This is a genomic window from Glaesserella parasuis (assembly GCF_017352235.1).
Lineage (GTDB): Bacteria > Pseudomonadota > Gammaproteobacteria > Enterobacterales > Pasteurellaceae > Glaesserella > Glaesserella parasuis.
On record NZ_CP071487.1, the window covers coordinates 1,919,961 to 1,936,102 of the forward strand.

The window sequence follows — 16,142 nt, forward strand, 5'->3', positions numbered from 1 at the left end:
TGTTTTGCAATCCTCAATTCATTAATCAAAGTGAATTTCCCTAAATTAGCTAGAGTATACGAACGCTATTTGTCTCGTTCATTCAACTACTTCACACTACCACAATTTAAACAGTAGAGATAACTCTGCTTAGGATCATTAAATTTTGCCAACATACCAAGCTGTTGCTGAGTTTGTTGAGGCAAAGGCAAATTCAACCATTCAACAGCTTTTAATTGTAATTGCAATTTGAAATCACGCATTACTTGGCTTATCAAATCATCACTTTCATCAATTAGCCACTGTGTGCTAAAGCGTTCGATTTCTGTTTCCCCTTTCGCTTTACGTTTTTCATTGATTAAGATTGTTAAAGCGTGATAGGCATCATCAAAATCGCCCAACTCATCAACCAACCCTTTTTCAAATGCACTTTCCCCAAGCCAAACTTGCCCTTGAGCCACTTTATCTACATCACCTTTCGACATTTTTCGCCCCTTGCTGACTAATTCAAGGAAACGGTCGTAGCCATTTTCAATGCTAATTTGAATTAACTCACTTTGCTCTTTTGATAGCGGTTTTAATGCTGTTTGTTGTGCAAAAGGCGATGTACTAACACCATCTTCATTCACACCTAGTTTTTTCGCCGTTTTCTCAAAACTGACAGCTAAACCAAAAATACCGATAGAGCCTGTCAAAGTAGTTGGGCTTGCAATGATTTTATCACTTGTTGCCGCAATCCAGTAACCACCTGAGGCAGCCATTCCGCCCATCGATGCCACAACAGGTTTGCCCGCTTGTTGCAAATCCTCAACCTCTTGGCGAATTAATTCCGATGCCATTGCACTCCCACCTGGGCTATTAATCCGCAATACTACGCCTCGCACGTCATCATCTTCACGAGCTTTTCTCAGCAATTTTACAATCGTATCACTGCCAGCAACTTCATCATCGCTTTCCCCTAACACAATCGCCCCTTCAACATTCACAATAGCTATTTTATCCTTGCCTACCACATTAAAGCGGTCAGATAACGACAAAGAATAGTCAAAAAAGTCGATATGGTTATAGTTTCCGTCTTGATCTTCACCAAATTGCTCAATCAAGTCGAGACGAATTTGACGATGTGTTGCCACGTTCGTTACCCATTTTTGCGTTAAGGCATATTGAGCATCATCACCTTTCACAGCTTTATATTGAGCGATTAAACGGTTTGCTTCTGGCACTATTGTGTTTGCATCAATCTGGCGGTTTTTAGCAATCGCATTGCTGAAATTTGCCCATAACTGAGATAGCCATAATTGAGCATTTTGACGAGCTTCTGCCGACATATCATCACGCAGAAACGGCTCAACGGCAGACTTATAGGTTCCAACACGGAAAATATGCGGCACGGCTTCAATCTTGTCTAATAACGATTTGAAATAGAGTGTGGAATAATTTAAACCGTGTAAATCCACAAACCCAGCTTTGTTCAGATAAATTTTATCCGCATAACTCGCAAGGTAATACTGTTGTTGGCTATATCCTTCACCGATTGCAATCACAGGTTTATTTGATTGTTTAAAACGTTCAATCTCTTTGCCTACATAGGTTAAAGAAGGAATATCGCCCCCTTCAAAATAACTTAAATCAAGCACTAATCCTGTAATTTTTTCATCATACTGTGCTTTCTTTATTGCACGCACTACATCAAAGGTTGATATTTTAATCGGTTCATTTCTACCGCCTAATTCAGAACGTAAAAAGCGGTTAAAATCACTAAATTCATCGTGATTATCCGCTAAATAACCATCTAAATTGAGCAATAAAGCCCCTTTACTAAATTCGACAGGTGTTTTGCTGTTAGCAGCATCACTTGACCATAACGCCATAAAAGCAAACCCTAACATCACAAATAAAATAAATACCAGACTTATCACAAATTCTCGAATACAACGAAATAGACGATAAGCCCCTTTGAGTAGATGTAGCATAAAAAATCCTTAGAAGTGAAGAGGGCTATTAAGCCATCATAAAATAGTAAGGAAATATAATCCTTTCAAAAACTAGATTTGATTGTGCTTTTGTAAGCATAGATAGAAATATGTCTCTTTAATAATTCTATCTGATTTTTTCTTTGAAATGAATATTTGGCAGAATGAACATTTAGTTTTAGAATGGGGAAACTATGATTGATCAGAAAGTATAAAAAATGGCAAATAAAAATCCTTTTTCTCTTGATGATATAACTCAAGACCACTCTACTTGGCAGACATTTAAACGCCTATGGCCTATGATTTCCCTTTTTAAAATAGGGATTATTGTGGCAATGGTGGCAATGATATTTAACGCTGCTGCCGATGCATACTTGATCACAATGCTTAAACCTTTGATTGATGAAGGCTTTGGCGTTGACTCTGATCGTAACTTTTTAAAAGTGATGGCATTTATTGTCGTAGGCTTAATTTTTGCTCGTGGTATCACCAGCTTTATTTCTGCCTACTGTTTGGCGTGGGTGTCTGGTAAAGTTGTGATGACAATGCGTCAAAAAGTATTTAAGCATTTAATGTTTATGCCTGTAACATTTTTTGACCAAAACTCTTCAGGAAGATTACTTTCCCGTATTACCTATGATTCTGAGCAAGTAGCAAGTTCTTCGGCAAATGCGTTGCAAAGCGTGGTCCGAGAAGGGATCTACATTGTCTTTCTCGTCATAACAATGTTTTATTATAGCTGGCGTTTATCCCTTGTTCTTTTCATCATTGGTCCTGTGATTGCGGTATTAATCCGAGTTGTGTCAAAACGCTTTCGTAAACTCAGCCGTAATATGCAAGAATCTATGGGAAGCATGACCGAAAGTGCCGAACAGATGTTGCGTGGACATAAAGTGGTGTTATCGTTTGGCGGACAGAAAGTCGAAGAAGAACGCTTCAACCATACCAGTAACGATATGCGTCGCAAAGGAATGAAAATGATGGCAGCAAGTACGATTGCCGATCCAATTATTCAAGTGATCGCTTCTCTAGCCTTAGCGGTGGTGCTTTTTGTCGCAGGTTCGCCTGAAATTATTGGTGATGATTTAACGGCAGGGGAATTTGCTGCGGTTATCGGGGCGTTGATGGGAATTCTACGTCCATTGAAAACCTTAACCAACGTTAATGCCCAGTTCCAACGAGGAATGGCGGCAAGCCAAACGCTCTTTACCTTATTTGATTTACCAACAGAAAAAAATGAAGGCACTTATCAAATTGAACGAGCCAAAGGCGACATTCGTTTTGAAAACGTTACCTTTACTTATTTTGGTAAAGAACAACCCGCTTTAAAAAATATCTCGTTTAATTTACCTGCAGGGAAAACCTTAGCGTTAGTTGGGCGTTCAGGCTCAGGGAAATCGACCATTGCGAATTTGATTACCCGTTTTTATGAAATTGATTCGGGCAATATTTATCTTGATGATCATAAAATTCAAGAGTACACCTTAAACAATTTGCGTGAACAGTGTGCAATTGTTTCTCAACAGGTTCATCTATTTAACGACACCATTGCGAATAACATTGCCTATGCAGCTAAAGACAAATACAGTCGTGAGCAGATCGAAGCTGCAGCTAAAGCCGCTTATGCGATGGAATTTATCGAAAAAATGCCACAAGGCTTGGATACAGTAATTGGTGAAAACGGGGTAAGTCTATCTGGTGGACAGCGTCAGCGTTTGGCGATTGCCCGTGCCTTATTAAGAAATTCGCCTGTTTTAGTCTTAGATGAAGCTACTTCAGCGTTAGATACCGAATCAGAGCGTGCAATTCAAGCAGCCCTTGATGAACTACAAAAAGATCGCACTGTTTTAGTGATTGCTCACCGTTTGTCTACCATTGAAAACGCCGATGAGATTTTAGTGGTGGATCAGGGAGATATTATCGAACGAGGATCACACAAAGTCTTGCTGGAAAAAGGTGGTGCTTATAAACAGCTATATCAAATGCAATTTAGTGAATAATATACATTCTAATAATTTAGAGAGATTAGGTTGAATAGTAAATTTTGTGAGCTAGTTCTCAGAAATATAATTTATGTTATACATTTCTTACAAAATTTAGGTAGAATACAAGAAATCAGACTATATTCTAGGAGTTATTATGAATTATCCAATACTTATAAACCAATTAAAAGAAGAATTTTTTAGTGGCTGGAAACCCTTTGAGGTAGCTTGGCTTTTCTTATTTATTGCAGCTCAAATTGGCGTATATATTTACTACCCCGATTCTATCATTGGAATGGTGGCAGGTATTTCAGGTATTATCTGTAATGTTTTTGTTGGTAAAGGAAAAATCAGTAATTATTTCTTTGGTTTAATTTTTGCATACAGCTATTTCTACGTTGCATGGGGGGCAAATTTCCTTGGTGAAATGAATACAACGCTCTATGTTTATATCCCTGCGCAATTTATAGGCTATTTCCTTTGGAAACAAAATATGCAAAAAGCCGAAGGAAGTGAGGCGGTGATCACAAAAGCATTAACTATTAAGGGATGGACTGGATTATTAACTTTTATGGTTATTGGAACATTATTATTGGTTCAAGCCTTGAAGGCCGCTGGTGGCAGTTCGACAGGTTTAGATGGTTTAACTACAATTATTGTGGTTGCGGCTCAAGCATTAATGTTACTACGTTATCGTGAACAGTGGCTATTATGGATTGCCTTAAATATTCTCTCTATCGTTCTTTGGGCTGAAAATCCATCAATGTACATAATGTATTCTGCATATTTATTAAATTCCCTTTATGGGTATTATAACTGGACAAAACTACAAAAAGCCTAATAAATAAAATCTCTTATAAATCAAAGGTTGAGACTTCTCAACCTTTCGTTTTTCCGCTATCCTTGGCAAAAATTTTTTTCTTAGATAACACATTGCAACTGACATTACCGATCCATCAAATTGATGATGATACTTTTGACAACTTTTACGCCGAAAACAGTTTATTGCTGTTGGGGTCGCTACGCCAAAATTTTGTGGATGTTCAGCAACCTTTTTTCTATATCTGGGGCGGTAAGAGCAGTGGCAAGAGCCATTTACTCAAGGCAGTAAGCAATCATTATTTGCTTAATCAACAATCAGCAACCTATATTCCGTTGGATAAATCCCATTACTTCGCCCCTACGGTATTGGATAATGGGGATCAACTTGATGTGGTTTGTCTTGATGATATACAAGCGGTGGCAGGTGATGAAGAGTGGGAATTGGCTATTTTCGATCTGTTTAATCAGATTCGTGAACAGCAAGGGTTGTTTAATCAAGGTAAGAAAACATTATTGTTAATCAGTGCCGATTGTCCGCCACATCAATTAGCTATTCACTTGCCTGACCTGCGTTCTCGCTTAACTTGGGGCGAGGTATATCGTTTGGCGGATCTTGATGATGAACAGAAACGCATTATTTTGCAACGTAATGCACGCAATAAGGGGCTAGAGCTTTCAGATGAAGTGGCGAACTTTTTACTCAAGCGGTTAGATCGTGATTTACAAGCCCTAATGCATAAATTAATGTTGTTAGATCACGCCTCGTTACAGGCTCAACGTAAGCTCACACTTCCTTTTGTCAAAGAAATTTTAGGACTATAAATGGATCAACTTTCGCTCATTAATATTGCTTGTGAACGTGGTGAAACTCGCTTGTTTGAAGGCTGTTCATTGACTATTTCAAGTGGTCAATGGTGGCAAATCGAAGGGCATAATGGCATTGGAAAAACCAGTCTATTGCGGATTTTAGCTGGGCTTGCAGTGGCGGTAGAAGGCGAGGTGCAGTGGAATGGTGTTAAAATTCAGCAACAACGAGATCAATACTACACTAATCTCTTTTATTTAGGGCATCACGCAGGGGTTAAGCCTGAACTGACCGCTTGGGAAAATCTGCGTTTTTTCCAAAAAATTCAAGGGTTGCCTTTAGATGATGAAGCCCTTTGGAATGCCTTAGGAAAAGTGTCGTTGATTGGGCGAGAAGATTTGCCTTGCTCGCATTTGTCGGCTGGGCAACAACGTCGAGTGGCTCTGGCAAAATTATGGCTGACCAAAGCGACGTTATGGATTTTAGATGAGCCTTTTACTGCGATTGATAAAAAAGGGGTTGCGGAACTGATCGCCCATATTGAACAGCATTGTGAGCAAGGGGGAATGGTGATTTTTACCAGCCATCAAACCGCAGAAAGTGACAAAGTTCAAGTGTTATCGTTAGATCCATTTAGAGTATAAAATAACCCTATGATTTTACTGACTATTATCCAACGAGAATTAACCATCGCCTTTCGTAAACCTGCGGAAATTTTAAACCCTTTATGGTTTTTCTTGATTATTATCACAATGTTTCCGCTTTTAATGGGGCCTAATCCTGAATTACTCGCTAAAATAGCGTCTGGAACTGCGTGGGTTGCGGCGGTGCTTTCAGCCTTGCTCTCTTTTGAGCGACTATTTCGTGATGATTATTTAGATGGTTCACTAGAGCAGTTGATGTTGCTACCCGTCGGTTTGCCACAAGTGGCGTTAGCAAAAGTGATCGCACATTGGCTATTAACTGGCTTGCCTTTAATTCTGCTTTCGCCGATTACGGCGATTTTACTTTCTCTTGAAACAGAAGTCTGGTGGGCATTGGTTTTAACCCTATTGTTAGGTACGCCGATTTTAAGTTGCCTTGGGGCAATCGGGGTTGGATTAACTGTCGGGTTGAGAAAAGGTGGTACGCTACTCAGTTTATTGATCTTACCGCTCTTTCTACCTGTGTTGATCTTCGCTGCCGCTGTGTTAGAAGCCTCAACCTTAAATATGGGATATACAGGGCAATTGGCTATTTTAGGGGCAATGTTAGCCCTCGCATTAACCTTTTCACCTTTTGCAATCGCAGGGGCGTTAAGGGTTAGCTTACAGTAACAAGCGGTAATTTGAACCCTATTTTTTGTAATAACTTGGAGTTTTTATGTGGAAATGGTTACACCCTTACGCAAAGTCTGAAACACAGTACCACTTGCTAGGGAAGGTGCAGCCTTGGCTTGCAGTCTTAAGTTTTTTATTGCTGTCAGCAGCATTTATTATTGGCTTGGCATTCGCCCCAAAAGATTATCAACAAGGCGATAGCTATCGCATTATTTTCATTCACGTTCCAGCCGCAATTTGGTCGATGGGTGTTTATGGCTCAATGGCAGTTGCTGCACTTATTGCAGCGGTATGGCAAATTCGCCAAGCACATCTAGCAATGATCTCAATGGCACCAATTGGAATGGTTTTTGCCTTTCTTTCTCTGGTAACTGGGGCAATCTGGGGCAAGCCTATGTGGGGAACTTGGTGGGTATGGGACGCACGTTTAACTTCAGCCTTAGTATTATTTTTCCTCTATCTTGGCGTAATGGCTCTTTATTCTGCTTTCCAAGATAAAAATACAGGGGCAAAAGCGGCTGGGGTACTTTCAATGGTTGGCGTAATTAACTTACCGATTATCCACTTCTCAGTAGAGTGGTGGAACACGCTACATCAAGGGGCAACTATCACTAAATTTGATAAGCCTTCAATGGCAACCGAAATGTTAATCCCATTATTATTAGCGATTTTTGGCTCAATGATCTTTATGATTTGGTTAAGCATTGTGCGTTATCGCAGTGCATTACTTCAAGATGAACGCAAACGCCCTTGGGTGCGTGAACTTGCAAAATTAAGTAACTAGGAGAGAATATGACCTTTCAATTTGCATCACTTAGTGATTTTTTCTCAATGGGCGGTTACGGCTTCTATGTATGGCTCTCTTATGGAATTACTTTTCTTTCTGTCGGTCTGTTAGTTTGGCAAAGTAAACGTGAAATTCGTCAGACGTTGCAGTTGGTGAAGAAAGAGCAGGCAAGAGAAACTCAACTTAGCAACAAGCGGTAGGATATTGGATAATATTTTCGAAGGTAGGCAAGAGCCTACCTTTCTTTTTGTTAAAAATTTGTGATATAACTCACAAATCCAACATTTGCTTATTTTAATAAATTACTGTTTTGCTAAACTAATTTGGTTTATTGATCTACATCATTTTATTTTGTGGGGGCTTTATGTCGGTATCACATCAATCATCAAACCCAATAACAAGGAATGGACTTATTCTGTTATTTGATATTGTTTTATTCTTTGTCTTATTAAATACATTACCTTTTGAACCCGCTGTAAGTAAAGGTTTAGCCTTATTAGTATTTGTTGCGGTTTTATGGCTTACGGAAGCTCTACACGTTACAGTAACGGCTCTACTTGTGCCTATTCTGGCGATTGGTCTAGGGTTAGTAAAATCTAAAGAAGCCTTAAGTGCTTTTGCCGATCCAACAATCTTCCTTTTCTTTGGTGGTTTTGCTTTAGCTACAGCATTACACATTCAACAGCTTGATCGCCTGATTGCAAATAAAATTATGGCAATGGCAAAAGGGAAATTATCCATTGCAGTGATTTACCTATTCTCTGTTACTGCATTTCTTTCAATGTGGATGAGTAATACAGCAACCGCAGCAATGATGTTACCGCTTGCAATGGGGATTTTAAGTAAATTAGATAAAGAAACTCACCACAACACCTATCTCTTTGTATTATTAGGGATTGCTTATAGTGCAAGTATTGGTGGAATGGGGACGCTGGTTGGTAGTCCACCAAATGCGATTGTGGCATCACAGCTGAATTTAACTTTTGCAGATTGGTTAAAATATGGCTTGCCGATTATGTTTATCTTGATGCCATTAATGATCGCAACGCTATATGTAGTATTTAAACCGAAATTTGATGTTACTTTTGAGCATAGTTTTGAAAAAATTGAGTTAAATCGCGAGCGTATTATTACCCTTTCTATCTTTGGCGTTATCGCAATTTGTTGGGTATTTGGCGATAAAATTAACCCACTAATTTCTGGCTTATTAGGGCTACAAGGTAAAATTGGTAGTTTCGACAGTATCGTTGCTCTTTTTGCTGCAGTCTTAATTTGTATCACTAGAGTTGCTTCGTGGGACGATATTCAGAAAAATACCGAATGGGGCGTATTAATGCTTTTCGGTGGCGGTTTAACCTTAAGCTCAGTGCTAGGTCAAACAGGGGCTAGTAAAGTAATGGCAGATGGTATCGTATTCTTAATTGAAGACGGATACTTCTACCTTATCGGATTACTGGTTGCAGCATTTATTATTTTCTTAACAGAATTTACCTCTAATACAGCAAGTGCTGCATTATTAGTACCAATCTTTATTTCTATTGCTCAAGCCTTAAATATGCCGCCAGTAGGGCTTGCATTAATTATCGGCTTAGGTGCGTCTTGTGCCTTTATGTTACCAGTTGCAACACCGCCAAATGCGATTGTATTTGGTACAGGGCAAATTAAACAGAGTGAGATGGTGAAAGCTGGTTTCTGGCTTAACATTATCTGTATTTTTGTCATTGCAACGGCAGGGTATTTGTTCTGGTTGTAATCCGTATCTTTATGCAAAAAGCGGTCACTTCGTGGCCGCTTTTTGCATCTTAAGGAAGATAGGATATTGGCTCGATTTGAATGTTTTTGAGAAGATTGTGTCAAAGAACATAATTACTTTATTTTATGAAGAAATTCATAAGATCAACGAATAATTTGATCTACATTACCCAAAATATAATTGAAACTGTTATAATCGCCCCGTTTTTTATTTTTGAAAATCAAAAGAGGAACTAACTATGTCCGTAAAAAAAATGGCAGATCTTGACCTAGCAGGCAAACGCCTTTTCATTCGTGCAGACCTTAACGTGCCTATTAAAGATGGCAAAGTTACATCAGACGCTCGTATCCGTGCAACAATCCCAACATTAAAATTAGCCTTACAAAAAGGGGCTAAAGTAATGGTGACGTCGCACTTAGGTCGTCCGACTGAAGGGGTATTTGAAGAAGCAAACTCTTTACAACCTGTGGTTGATTATTTAAATGCTTCAGATTTAGGTGTTCCTGTTCGTTTAGTGCGTGATTACTTAGATGGCGTTGATGTAAAAGAAAACGAAATCGTGGTGCTTGAAAACGTGCGTATTAACAAAGGTGAGAAGAAAAACGATCCTGAGTTAGCGAAAAAATATGCGGCACTTTGTGATGTATTTGTAATGGACGCATTCGGTACCGCGCATCGTGCAGAAGGTTCAACTTACGGCGTGGCAGAATACGCACCAGTTGCTTGTGCAGGTCCATTACTTGCAGCAGAATTAGATGCTTTAGGTAAAGCATTAAAAGAGCCACAACGCCCAATGCTTGCAATTGTAGGTGGTTCAAAAGTATCTACTAAATTAACTGTATTAGACAGTCTTTCAAAAATCGCTGACCAATTAATCGTAGGTGGCGGTATCGCAAATACATTCATTGCGGCAGAAGGTCACAATGTAGGTAAATCATTATACGAAGCGGATTTAATTCCTGAAGCACAACTCTTATCTAAAGCAACAAACATTCCTGTGCCAGTTGATGTGCGTGTTGGTTTAGAGTTCTCTGACGCTGCTGCGGCAACGCACAAAGCAGTAAACGAAGTAGCTGCAGAAGAATCAATCTTCGACATTGGCGATAAATCAGCGGAAGAGTTAGCAGAAATTATCCGTAATGCGAAAACAATCCTTTGGAATGGTCCAGTTGGTGTATTTGAGTTCCCTAACTTCCGTAAAGGTACTGAAGTGGTTGCTCAAGCTATCGTTGATGCGACAGCAAACGGTGCATTCTCAATCGCAGGTGGCGGTGACACATTAGCAGCAATTGATATGTTTGGTATCGCAGATAAAATCTCTTACATCTCAACAGGTGGCGGTGCGTTCTTAGAGTTCGTAGAAGGCAAAATCTTACCAGCGGTTGAAATTTTAGAGAAACGTGCGAATAGTTAATTTTATTCACTTTCCCCCTTTGAAAAAAGGGGGATTTAAAGATCTAAATGTTCGTGTAATCGAGTAAAAATCCCCCCTAGCCCCCCTTTTTCAAAGGGGGGAAGATAAAAATCCCAAACTAGAAGGAAACAAAAAATGGCAAAATTATTAGACATCGTAAAACCAGGTGTTGTAACAGGTGATGACGTACAAAAAATCTTTGCTTATGCAAAAGAACACAACTTCGCACTTCCTGCGGTAAACTGCGTAGGTTCAGACTCAGTAAACGCAGTATTAGAGACTGCAGCACGCGTTAAAGCACCAGTTATCGTGCAATTCTCAAATGGTGGTGCTCAATTCTACGCTGGTAAAGGTATCAAACCAGCAAGTGGTGCTCGTGCAGATGTATTAGGTGCAGTTGCAGGTGCAAAACACGTTCACGAATTAGCGAAAGAGTACGGTGTGCCCGTTATTCTTCACACAGACCACGCTGCGAAAAAATTACTTCCGTGGATTGACGGTATGTTAGACGCAGGTGAAAAACACTTCGCTGAAACAGGTCGTCCATTATTCTCTTCACATATGATTGACCTTTCAGAAGAGCCAATCGAAGAAAATATGGAAATTTGCAAAAAATACTTAGAGCGTATGAGCAAAATCGGTATGACCCTTGAAATCGAAATCGGTATCACTGGTGGTGAAGAAGATGGCGTAGATAACAGCGATGTTGATGAGTCACGTTTATATACACAACCAGAAGATGTGTTATTCGTTTACGATTCATTAAACCCAGTAAGTCCACGTTTCACTGTTGCAGCAGCGTTCGGTAACGTACACGGTGTTTACAAACCAGGTAACGTAAAATTAAAACCATCTATCTTAGGTGCATCACAAGAGTTCGTATCTAAAGAGCGTGGCTTACCTGCGAAATCAATCGACTTCGTATTCCACGGCGGTTCAGGTTCTTCACAAGAAGAGATCCGTGAAGCAATTGGCTACGGTGCAATCAAAATGAATATCGACACAGATACACAATGGGCATCTTGGGCGGGTATTTTAGATTACTACAATACAAACAAAGATTACTTGCAAGGTCAATTAGGTAACCCAGAAGGCCCTGATTCACCAAACAAAAAATACTACGATCCACGCGTTTGGTTACGCAAAATGGAAGAGTCTATGTCTAAACGCTTAGAGCAATCTTTCATTGACTTAAATTGTGTAGATGTATTGTAATTTTTAAATATCGCTTTTCGTTTCCCTTCCCCCGTTTACGGGGGAAGGTGCCGAAGGCGGAAGGGGGCAATTAATTTAAACGAAAATTTTGTAACATCGTTGTAATTCCCCCCACCCTAACCTTACCCCGTAAACGGGGGAAGGGATTATTTCTTAGCCTTTCAAAATAACTATGGCACTTCCACTTCTTGATATTCAGTCCGTCAGTAAACGCTTTACTGATCGCATTGGCATTTTCCGTAAGCAAGATTTTTATGCGGTAAAAAATGTTTCCTTTAGCTTATATCACCAAGAAACCCTTGCGATTATCGGGGCGAACGGAGCGGGGAAATCCACCTTAGCCAAAATGCTCGTAGGTATTACTGAACCAACGTCGGGCAAAATGTTTTTCAAAGATCACGAATTGACCTACGGTGACTACGCTTTTCGAGCGAAGAAGATCAGAATGATTTTCCAAGATCCAAATGATGCCTTTGATCCCAATTATAATATCGGGCAGATTTTGGATTCGCCACTGAAACTTGCTACCCATCTTTCTGAAGAAAAACGTAACGAACGGATATTTAAAACCTTAAAATTAGTTGGTTTGTATCCTGAACACGCCTTGATTCATATAAAAGAGGCATCAAGTAGCCAAAAACAGCGGATTGCATTAGCAAGAGCGTTGATTCTCAATCCTGAAATTATCATCATTGACGACACACTCAGTGCCTTAGACTTTTCGGTGAAAACACAATTAACTAACCTAATGTTAAATTTACAGGAACGTTTAGGATTATCCTATATCTATGTTGGACAGAATCTCGGTATGATTAAGCATATCGCAGATAAATTGATGGTAATGGATCAAGGTGAAGTGGTCGAATATGGCAGTACCAAAGAAGTGCTATTGAACCCTCAACACCCAATCACAATACGTTTAATCGAAAGCCATTTTGGCAAACGCCTCACCCCAGAGGCTTGGGCAAATTAAAAAGGAGATGTTATGCAACTTATTGATGTCATCAAACAACGCAAAACAATAAAAATGTTCAATAATCAAGTTCAGATTAGCCGTGAAGAACTCACCGAAATGATCAAACTTGCCCAGCTTGCTCCATCAAAAGCCAATCTTCAACCGTGGCGGTTTGTGATATTGGATCAGGCAGAACAAAAACAGAAACTGTTGGATAAAGTCGCCTTTAACGCACCGCCTTGCGAAAGTGCTTCAGCGGTAGTCGTCATTTTGGCGGATCTTCATTATGAAAAGTTACTTGGCGATGTGTTAGATCACTCCATTGCAAGCGGCTGTTTACACCAAAATTTTCGCGAAAATTCCTTTAATTTCTTAATGGGCGTACACAATACACTCAGCCCACAGGATATTCGAGATCAAGTGTTGATTGATACGAGTTTAGCGGCAATGCAGCTAATGTTAGTTGTCAAAGAGAAAGGTTACGATAGCCACGCTATTGGTATTTTTGATCGTAAGGCAGTGTTAGAAGTCCTAGAAATTGACAGCGAACGTTATGCCCCAGTGATGTTATTAGCGATTGGCAAAGCGGCTGTGCCAGCCTTACCAAGCGTCCGTTTACCGACAGAATATACGGTTTCGTGGAATGATGGAAAACAATTCCGTAAATAATTTACCCTGATTCAAGCAGTCAGATTTGTTAATTCTTTTACAAAAAATTGTTAAAATCTCACCGCTTTTATTTTATTGAGAAACAACTATGAATACATTAAAAAACATTCAGTTAAAACAAAGTATTTTTAGCAAAATTATCTTTGCAAGCCGTTGGTTACAACTTCCTATTTATTTAGGTTTAATTGTGGTACAAGGGATTTATGCCTATAAATTCTTAAAATCCTTATGGAATTTAGTGGTTAATCTCGGTGTGATGGACGAAAACACTATTATGCTAGCAGTGTTAAATCTTATTGACGTGGTAATGATTGCAAACCTATTAATTATGGTGATTGTCGGGGGATATGAAACCTTTGTATCACGCTTAAATGTTGATAACCACCCAGACCAGCCGGAATGGCTCGATCACGTGAATGCTTCTGTGCTAAAAGTGAAGCTCTCAATGGCGATTATCAGTATTTCATCTATTCACTTACTGCAAACATTTATCAACGCTGCAAAGTTAAGCCCTGAAACAATGATGTGGCAATTATTAATCCATATCGGCTTTATTTTATCGGCGATTGGCGTGGCTTATACGGATAAATTATTAAATAGTGTCGCACACGCGAAACATTAGTTAGATGTTTTTAAGTATACTTGATATAACTTGGCTAGGCATAGTATTGACAGTATTCCTGAAGTTTGTCTACTATGCTCTATCCTATCTATACCGATCTAAAAAACGATAATAATTCACCCCAATTTTAAGTGCCATTTGTTTGACAAGTTTTCCGCCAAATAAACTTGGCACTTTCAGGGCTTCAAAAATACGCAAACGCTCGTCATTGCCCTCAATGGCTTCGGCGATAATACGACCTGCAAGCCCTGTTAGTGCAACGCCGTGACCTGAAAAGCCGTGAGCAAAATAAACATTAGATTTCACTCGACCAAAGTGAGGAGAGGCATTTAATGTCATATCAATCGGACCACCCCAACCATAATCAATTTTGACATCTTCAAGCTGAGGGAACACATCAAGCATATTGCGACGCATTTTTGCCATCATATCAACATTAGAACTGGAGTCACTACCAAAGAGTAAGCGATTATCCGCACTCAAGCGGTAATAATCGAGCAAAATATTGTTATCGCAGACAGACATACCATTATTGATAACACTATCCGCCATTGCTTGAGTTAATGGCTCAGTCGCAATGATAAAACTTTCCACAGGAAGAATTTTTCGAGCAAGTTTGAAACCAATTTTTTTATTAGATTTAGCGTCAATGTAGGCATTTGTTGCTAATACAACATTATCTGCGGTAATAGTGCCTTGTGGAGTAATAACTTTAACTTGTTTACCTGAAAATTGCAGATCAAGGGCTGGGGTGTGTTCGTAAATTGTGCCCCCTTGCTCTAAACAGGCTGCGGCTAAACCGAGACAATAATTTAGTGGATGTAAATGTCCTGATTGACTATCGTACAATGCACCACAATAAATTTTACTGCCTAAATGTTGCTCTAACTTTGCCTTATCCCATAGTTGCATATGTTGATAGCCAAATCGTTCACGGCTCTCTTTTTCAATTGCAACTAAATCGTCCATTCGACGATGATTTAACGCAAGCGTTGCATATCCTTTCTTCCAGTCACATTGAATGTTGTAGGTTTTGACACGCTCGTCAATAATGTTGATCGCCTCAAGGGACATATTCCAAAGTTTACGAGCATTTTCTTCGCCAACTTGTTCAATATACTCATCAATCCCTTCTTCAAAACCGTTGATTGCTTGTCCACCATTACGTCCCGATGCACCATACCCAACCCTTGCACCCTCAACAACAATCACATTCTTACCTTTTTCTGCTAGCTCCAATGCGGTTGAAAGCCCTAAAAAGCCTGCACCAATTACGCAAACGTCCGTAGATTGATTGCTTGAAAGATGAGGTAATTGAAAATGAATATTACGAGTATCGGAATAGTATGTGCGAATATGTTCTTGATGTGCAAAAGTCAGCATAAAAACCGTTTTAATGACACTAAATGAAATTAGGAAGTTAATTTGAAATGGCGCACCCGAGAGGATTCGAACCTCTGACCGCTCGGTTCGTAGCCGAGTACTCTATCCAGCTGAGCTACGGGTGCGTATTTGAAAAGAAACGGTGTTATTTATTTTATCAGCGACCATTTTATCCTGATAGATAAAAATAAAATGGCGCACCCGAGAGGATTCGAACCTCTGACCGCTCGGTTCGTAGCCGAGTACTCTATCCAGCTGAGCTACGGGTGCGTGATAAAGTAAATGGCGGTGAGAGAGGGATTCGAACCCTCGATGGAGCTTTTTAACCCCATACTCCCTTAGCAGGGGAGCGCCTTCAGCCTGCTCGGCCATCTCACCACTCACTGTGTCTGTGGGCGTGCATATTACTAGGTTCTGGAAATATGTCAAATTATTTTTGCAAAAAAATTAAAATTACAGACCGC

15 protein-coding genes and 3 tRNA genes are annotated in these 16,142 nt (G+C 39.7%); 13 read left to right on the forward strand and 5 right to left on the reverse strand.

The genetic code is table 11. The features are described 5' to 3' along the window. Positions 1-86: 86 nt before the first annotated feature. The gene (gene sppA / locus J1G47_RS09725) at positions 87-1,952 is read right to left on the reverse strand and encodes a signal peptide peptidase SppA (protein ID WP_207326607.1); all 1,866 of its coding nucleotides are present in this window, start codon (positions 1,950-1,952) and stop codon (positions 87-89) included. 218 nt (positions 1,953-2,170) lie between these two features. On the opposite strand from sppA, the gene msbA reads away from it, so the two are divergent. From msbA to J1G47_RS09790, 13 genes are all read left to right on the forward strand, one after another. Next, the gene (gene msbA / locus J1G47_RS09730; RefSeq protein ID WP_207326608.1) at positions 2,171-3,952 is read left to right on the forward strand and encodes a lipid A ABC transporter ATP-binding protein/permease MsbA; all 1,782 of its coding nucleotides are present in this window, start codon (positions 2,171-2,173) and stop codon (positions 3,950-3,952) included. 139 nt (positions 3,953-4,091) lie between these two features. Continuing rightward, the gene (gene pnuC, locus J1G47_RS09735) at positions 4,092-4,775 is read left to right on the forward strand and encodes a nicotinamide riboside transporter PnuC (protein WP_005710383.1); all 684 of its coding nucleotides are present in this window, start codon (positions 4,092-4,094) and stop codon (positions 4,773-4,775) included. A 92-nt stretch (positions 4,776-4,867) separates the two neighbouring features. Beyond that, a complete protein-coding gene (hda, locus tag J1G47_RS09740) occupies positions 4,868-5,578 on the forward strand; it encodes a DnaA regulatory inactivator Hda (protein WP_005710385.1) in 711 nt (236 codons plus the stop codon). Next, the gene (ccmA, locus tag J1G47_RS09745) at positions 5,579-6,205 is read left to right on the forward strand and encodes a cytochrome c biogenesis heme-transporting ATPase CcmA (RefSeq protein WP_005710387.1); all 627 of its coding nucleotides are present in this window, start codon (positions 5,579-5,581) and stop codon (positions 6,203-6,205) included. It begins immediately after the preceding gene. 9 nt (positions 6,206-6,214) lie between these two features. Then, a complete protein-coding gene (ccmB, locus tag J1G47_RS09750) occupies positions 6,215-6,877 on the forward strand; it encodes a heme exporter protein CcmB (RefSeq protein ID WP_005710389.1) in 663 nt (220 codons plus the stop codon). Between the two features lie 46 nt (positions 6,878-6,923). Next, positions 6,924-7,664, forward strand: coding sequence for a heme ABC transporter permease (locus tag J1G47_RS09755; RefSeq protein WP_010786066.1), 741 nt, complete (start codon positions 6,924-6,926; stop codon positions 7,662-7,664). A gap of 8 nt (positions 7,665-7,672) precedes the next feature. Further along, positions 7,673-7,867 carry a heme exporter protein CcmD gene (gene ccmD / locus J1G47_RS09760; protein ID WP_005710392.1) on the forward strand — a complete coding sequence of 65 codons (195 nt, stop codon included), beginning with the start codon at positions 7,673-7,675 and terminating at the stop codon, positions 7,865-7,867. Between the two features lie 164 nt (positions 7,868-8,031). Then, positions 8,032-9,420 (forward strand): DASS family sodium-coupled anion symporter, encoded by a 1,389-nt coding sequence (locus J1G47_RS09765; protein WP_015940076.1) that lies wholly within the window; start codon positions 8,032-8,034, stop codon positions 9,418-9,420. 238 nt (positions 9,421-9,658) lie between these two features. Then, positions 9,659-10,834, forward strand: a complete 1,176-nt coding sequence (locus tag J1G47_RS09770) for a phosphoglycerate kinase (RefSeq protein WP_021115583.1) — start codon at positions 9,659-9,661, stop codon at positions 10,832-10,834. A 135-nt stretch (positions 10,835-10,969) separates the two neighbouring features. Next, positions 10,970-12,049 carry a class II fructose-bisphosphate aldolase gene (fbaA, locus tag J1G47_RS09775; protein WP_005710395.1) on the forward strand — a complete coding sequence of 360 codons (1,080 nt, stop codon included), beginning with the start codon at positions 10,970-10,972 and terminating at the stop codon, positions 12,047-12,049. A gap of 172 nt (positions 12,050-12,221) precedes the next feature. Further along, positions 12,222-13,022, forward strand: coding sequence for a peptide ABC transporter ATP-binding protein (locus J1G47_RS09780; protein ID WP_005710396.1), 801 nt, complete (start codon positions 12,222-12,224; stop codon positions 13,020-13,022). A gap of 12 nt (positions 13,023-13,034) precedes the next feature. Continuing rightward, positions 13,035-13,673, forward strand: coding sequence for a nitroreductase family protein (locus tag J1G47_RS09785; RefSeq protein ID WP_038514499.1), 639 nt, complete (start codon positions 13,035-13,037; stop codon positions 13,671-13,673). A gap of 88 nt (positions 13,674-13,761) precedes the next feature. Continuing rightward, complete coding sequence (locus J1G47_RS09790; RefSeq protein WP_015940082.1) at positions 13,762-14,295, forward strand: TIGR00645 family protein; 534 nt, start codon at positions 13,762-13,764, stop codon at positions 14,293-14,295. 84 nt (positions 14,296-14,379) lie between these two features. Here the strand turns inward: J1G47_RS09790 and J1G47_RS09795 are convergent, their stop codons facing one another. From J1G47_RS09795 to J1G47_RS09810, 4 genes are all read right to left on the reverse strand, one after another. Then, positions 14,380-15,678, reverse strand: a complete 1,299-nt coding sequence (locus J1G47_RS09795) for an NAD(P)/FAD-dependent oxidoreductase (protein ID WP_015940083.1) — start codon at positions 15,676-15,678, stop codon at positions 14,380-14,382. 48 nt (positions 15,679-15,726) lie between these two features. Next, a tRNA-Arg gene (locus J1G47_RS09800) sits at positions 15,727-15,803 on the reverse strand. A gap of 68 nt (positions 15,804-15,871) precedes the next feature. After that, positions 15,872-15,948: transfer RNA gene (locus J1G47_RS09805), tRNA-Arg, on the reverse strand. A gap of 13 nt (positions 15,949-15,961) precedes the next feature. Continuing rightward, positions 15,962-16,056 (reverse strand) — tRNA-Ser (locus tag J1G47_RS09810). Positions 16,057-16,142 lie beyond the last annotated feature (86 nt).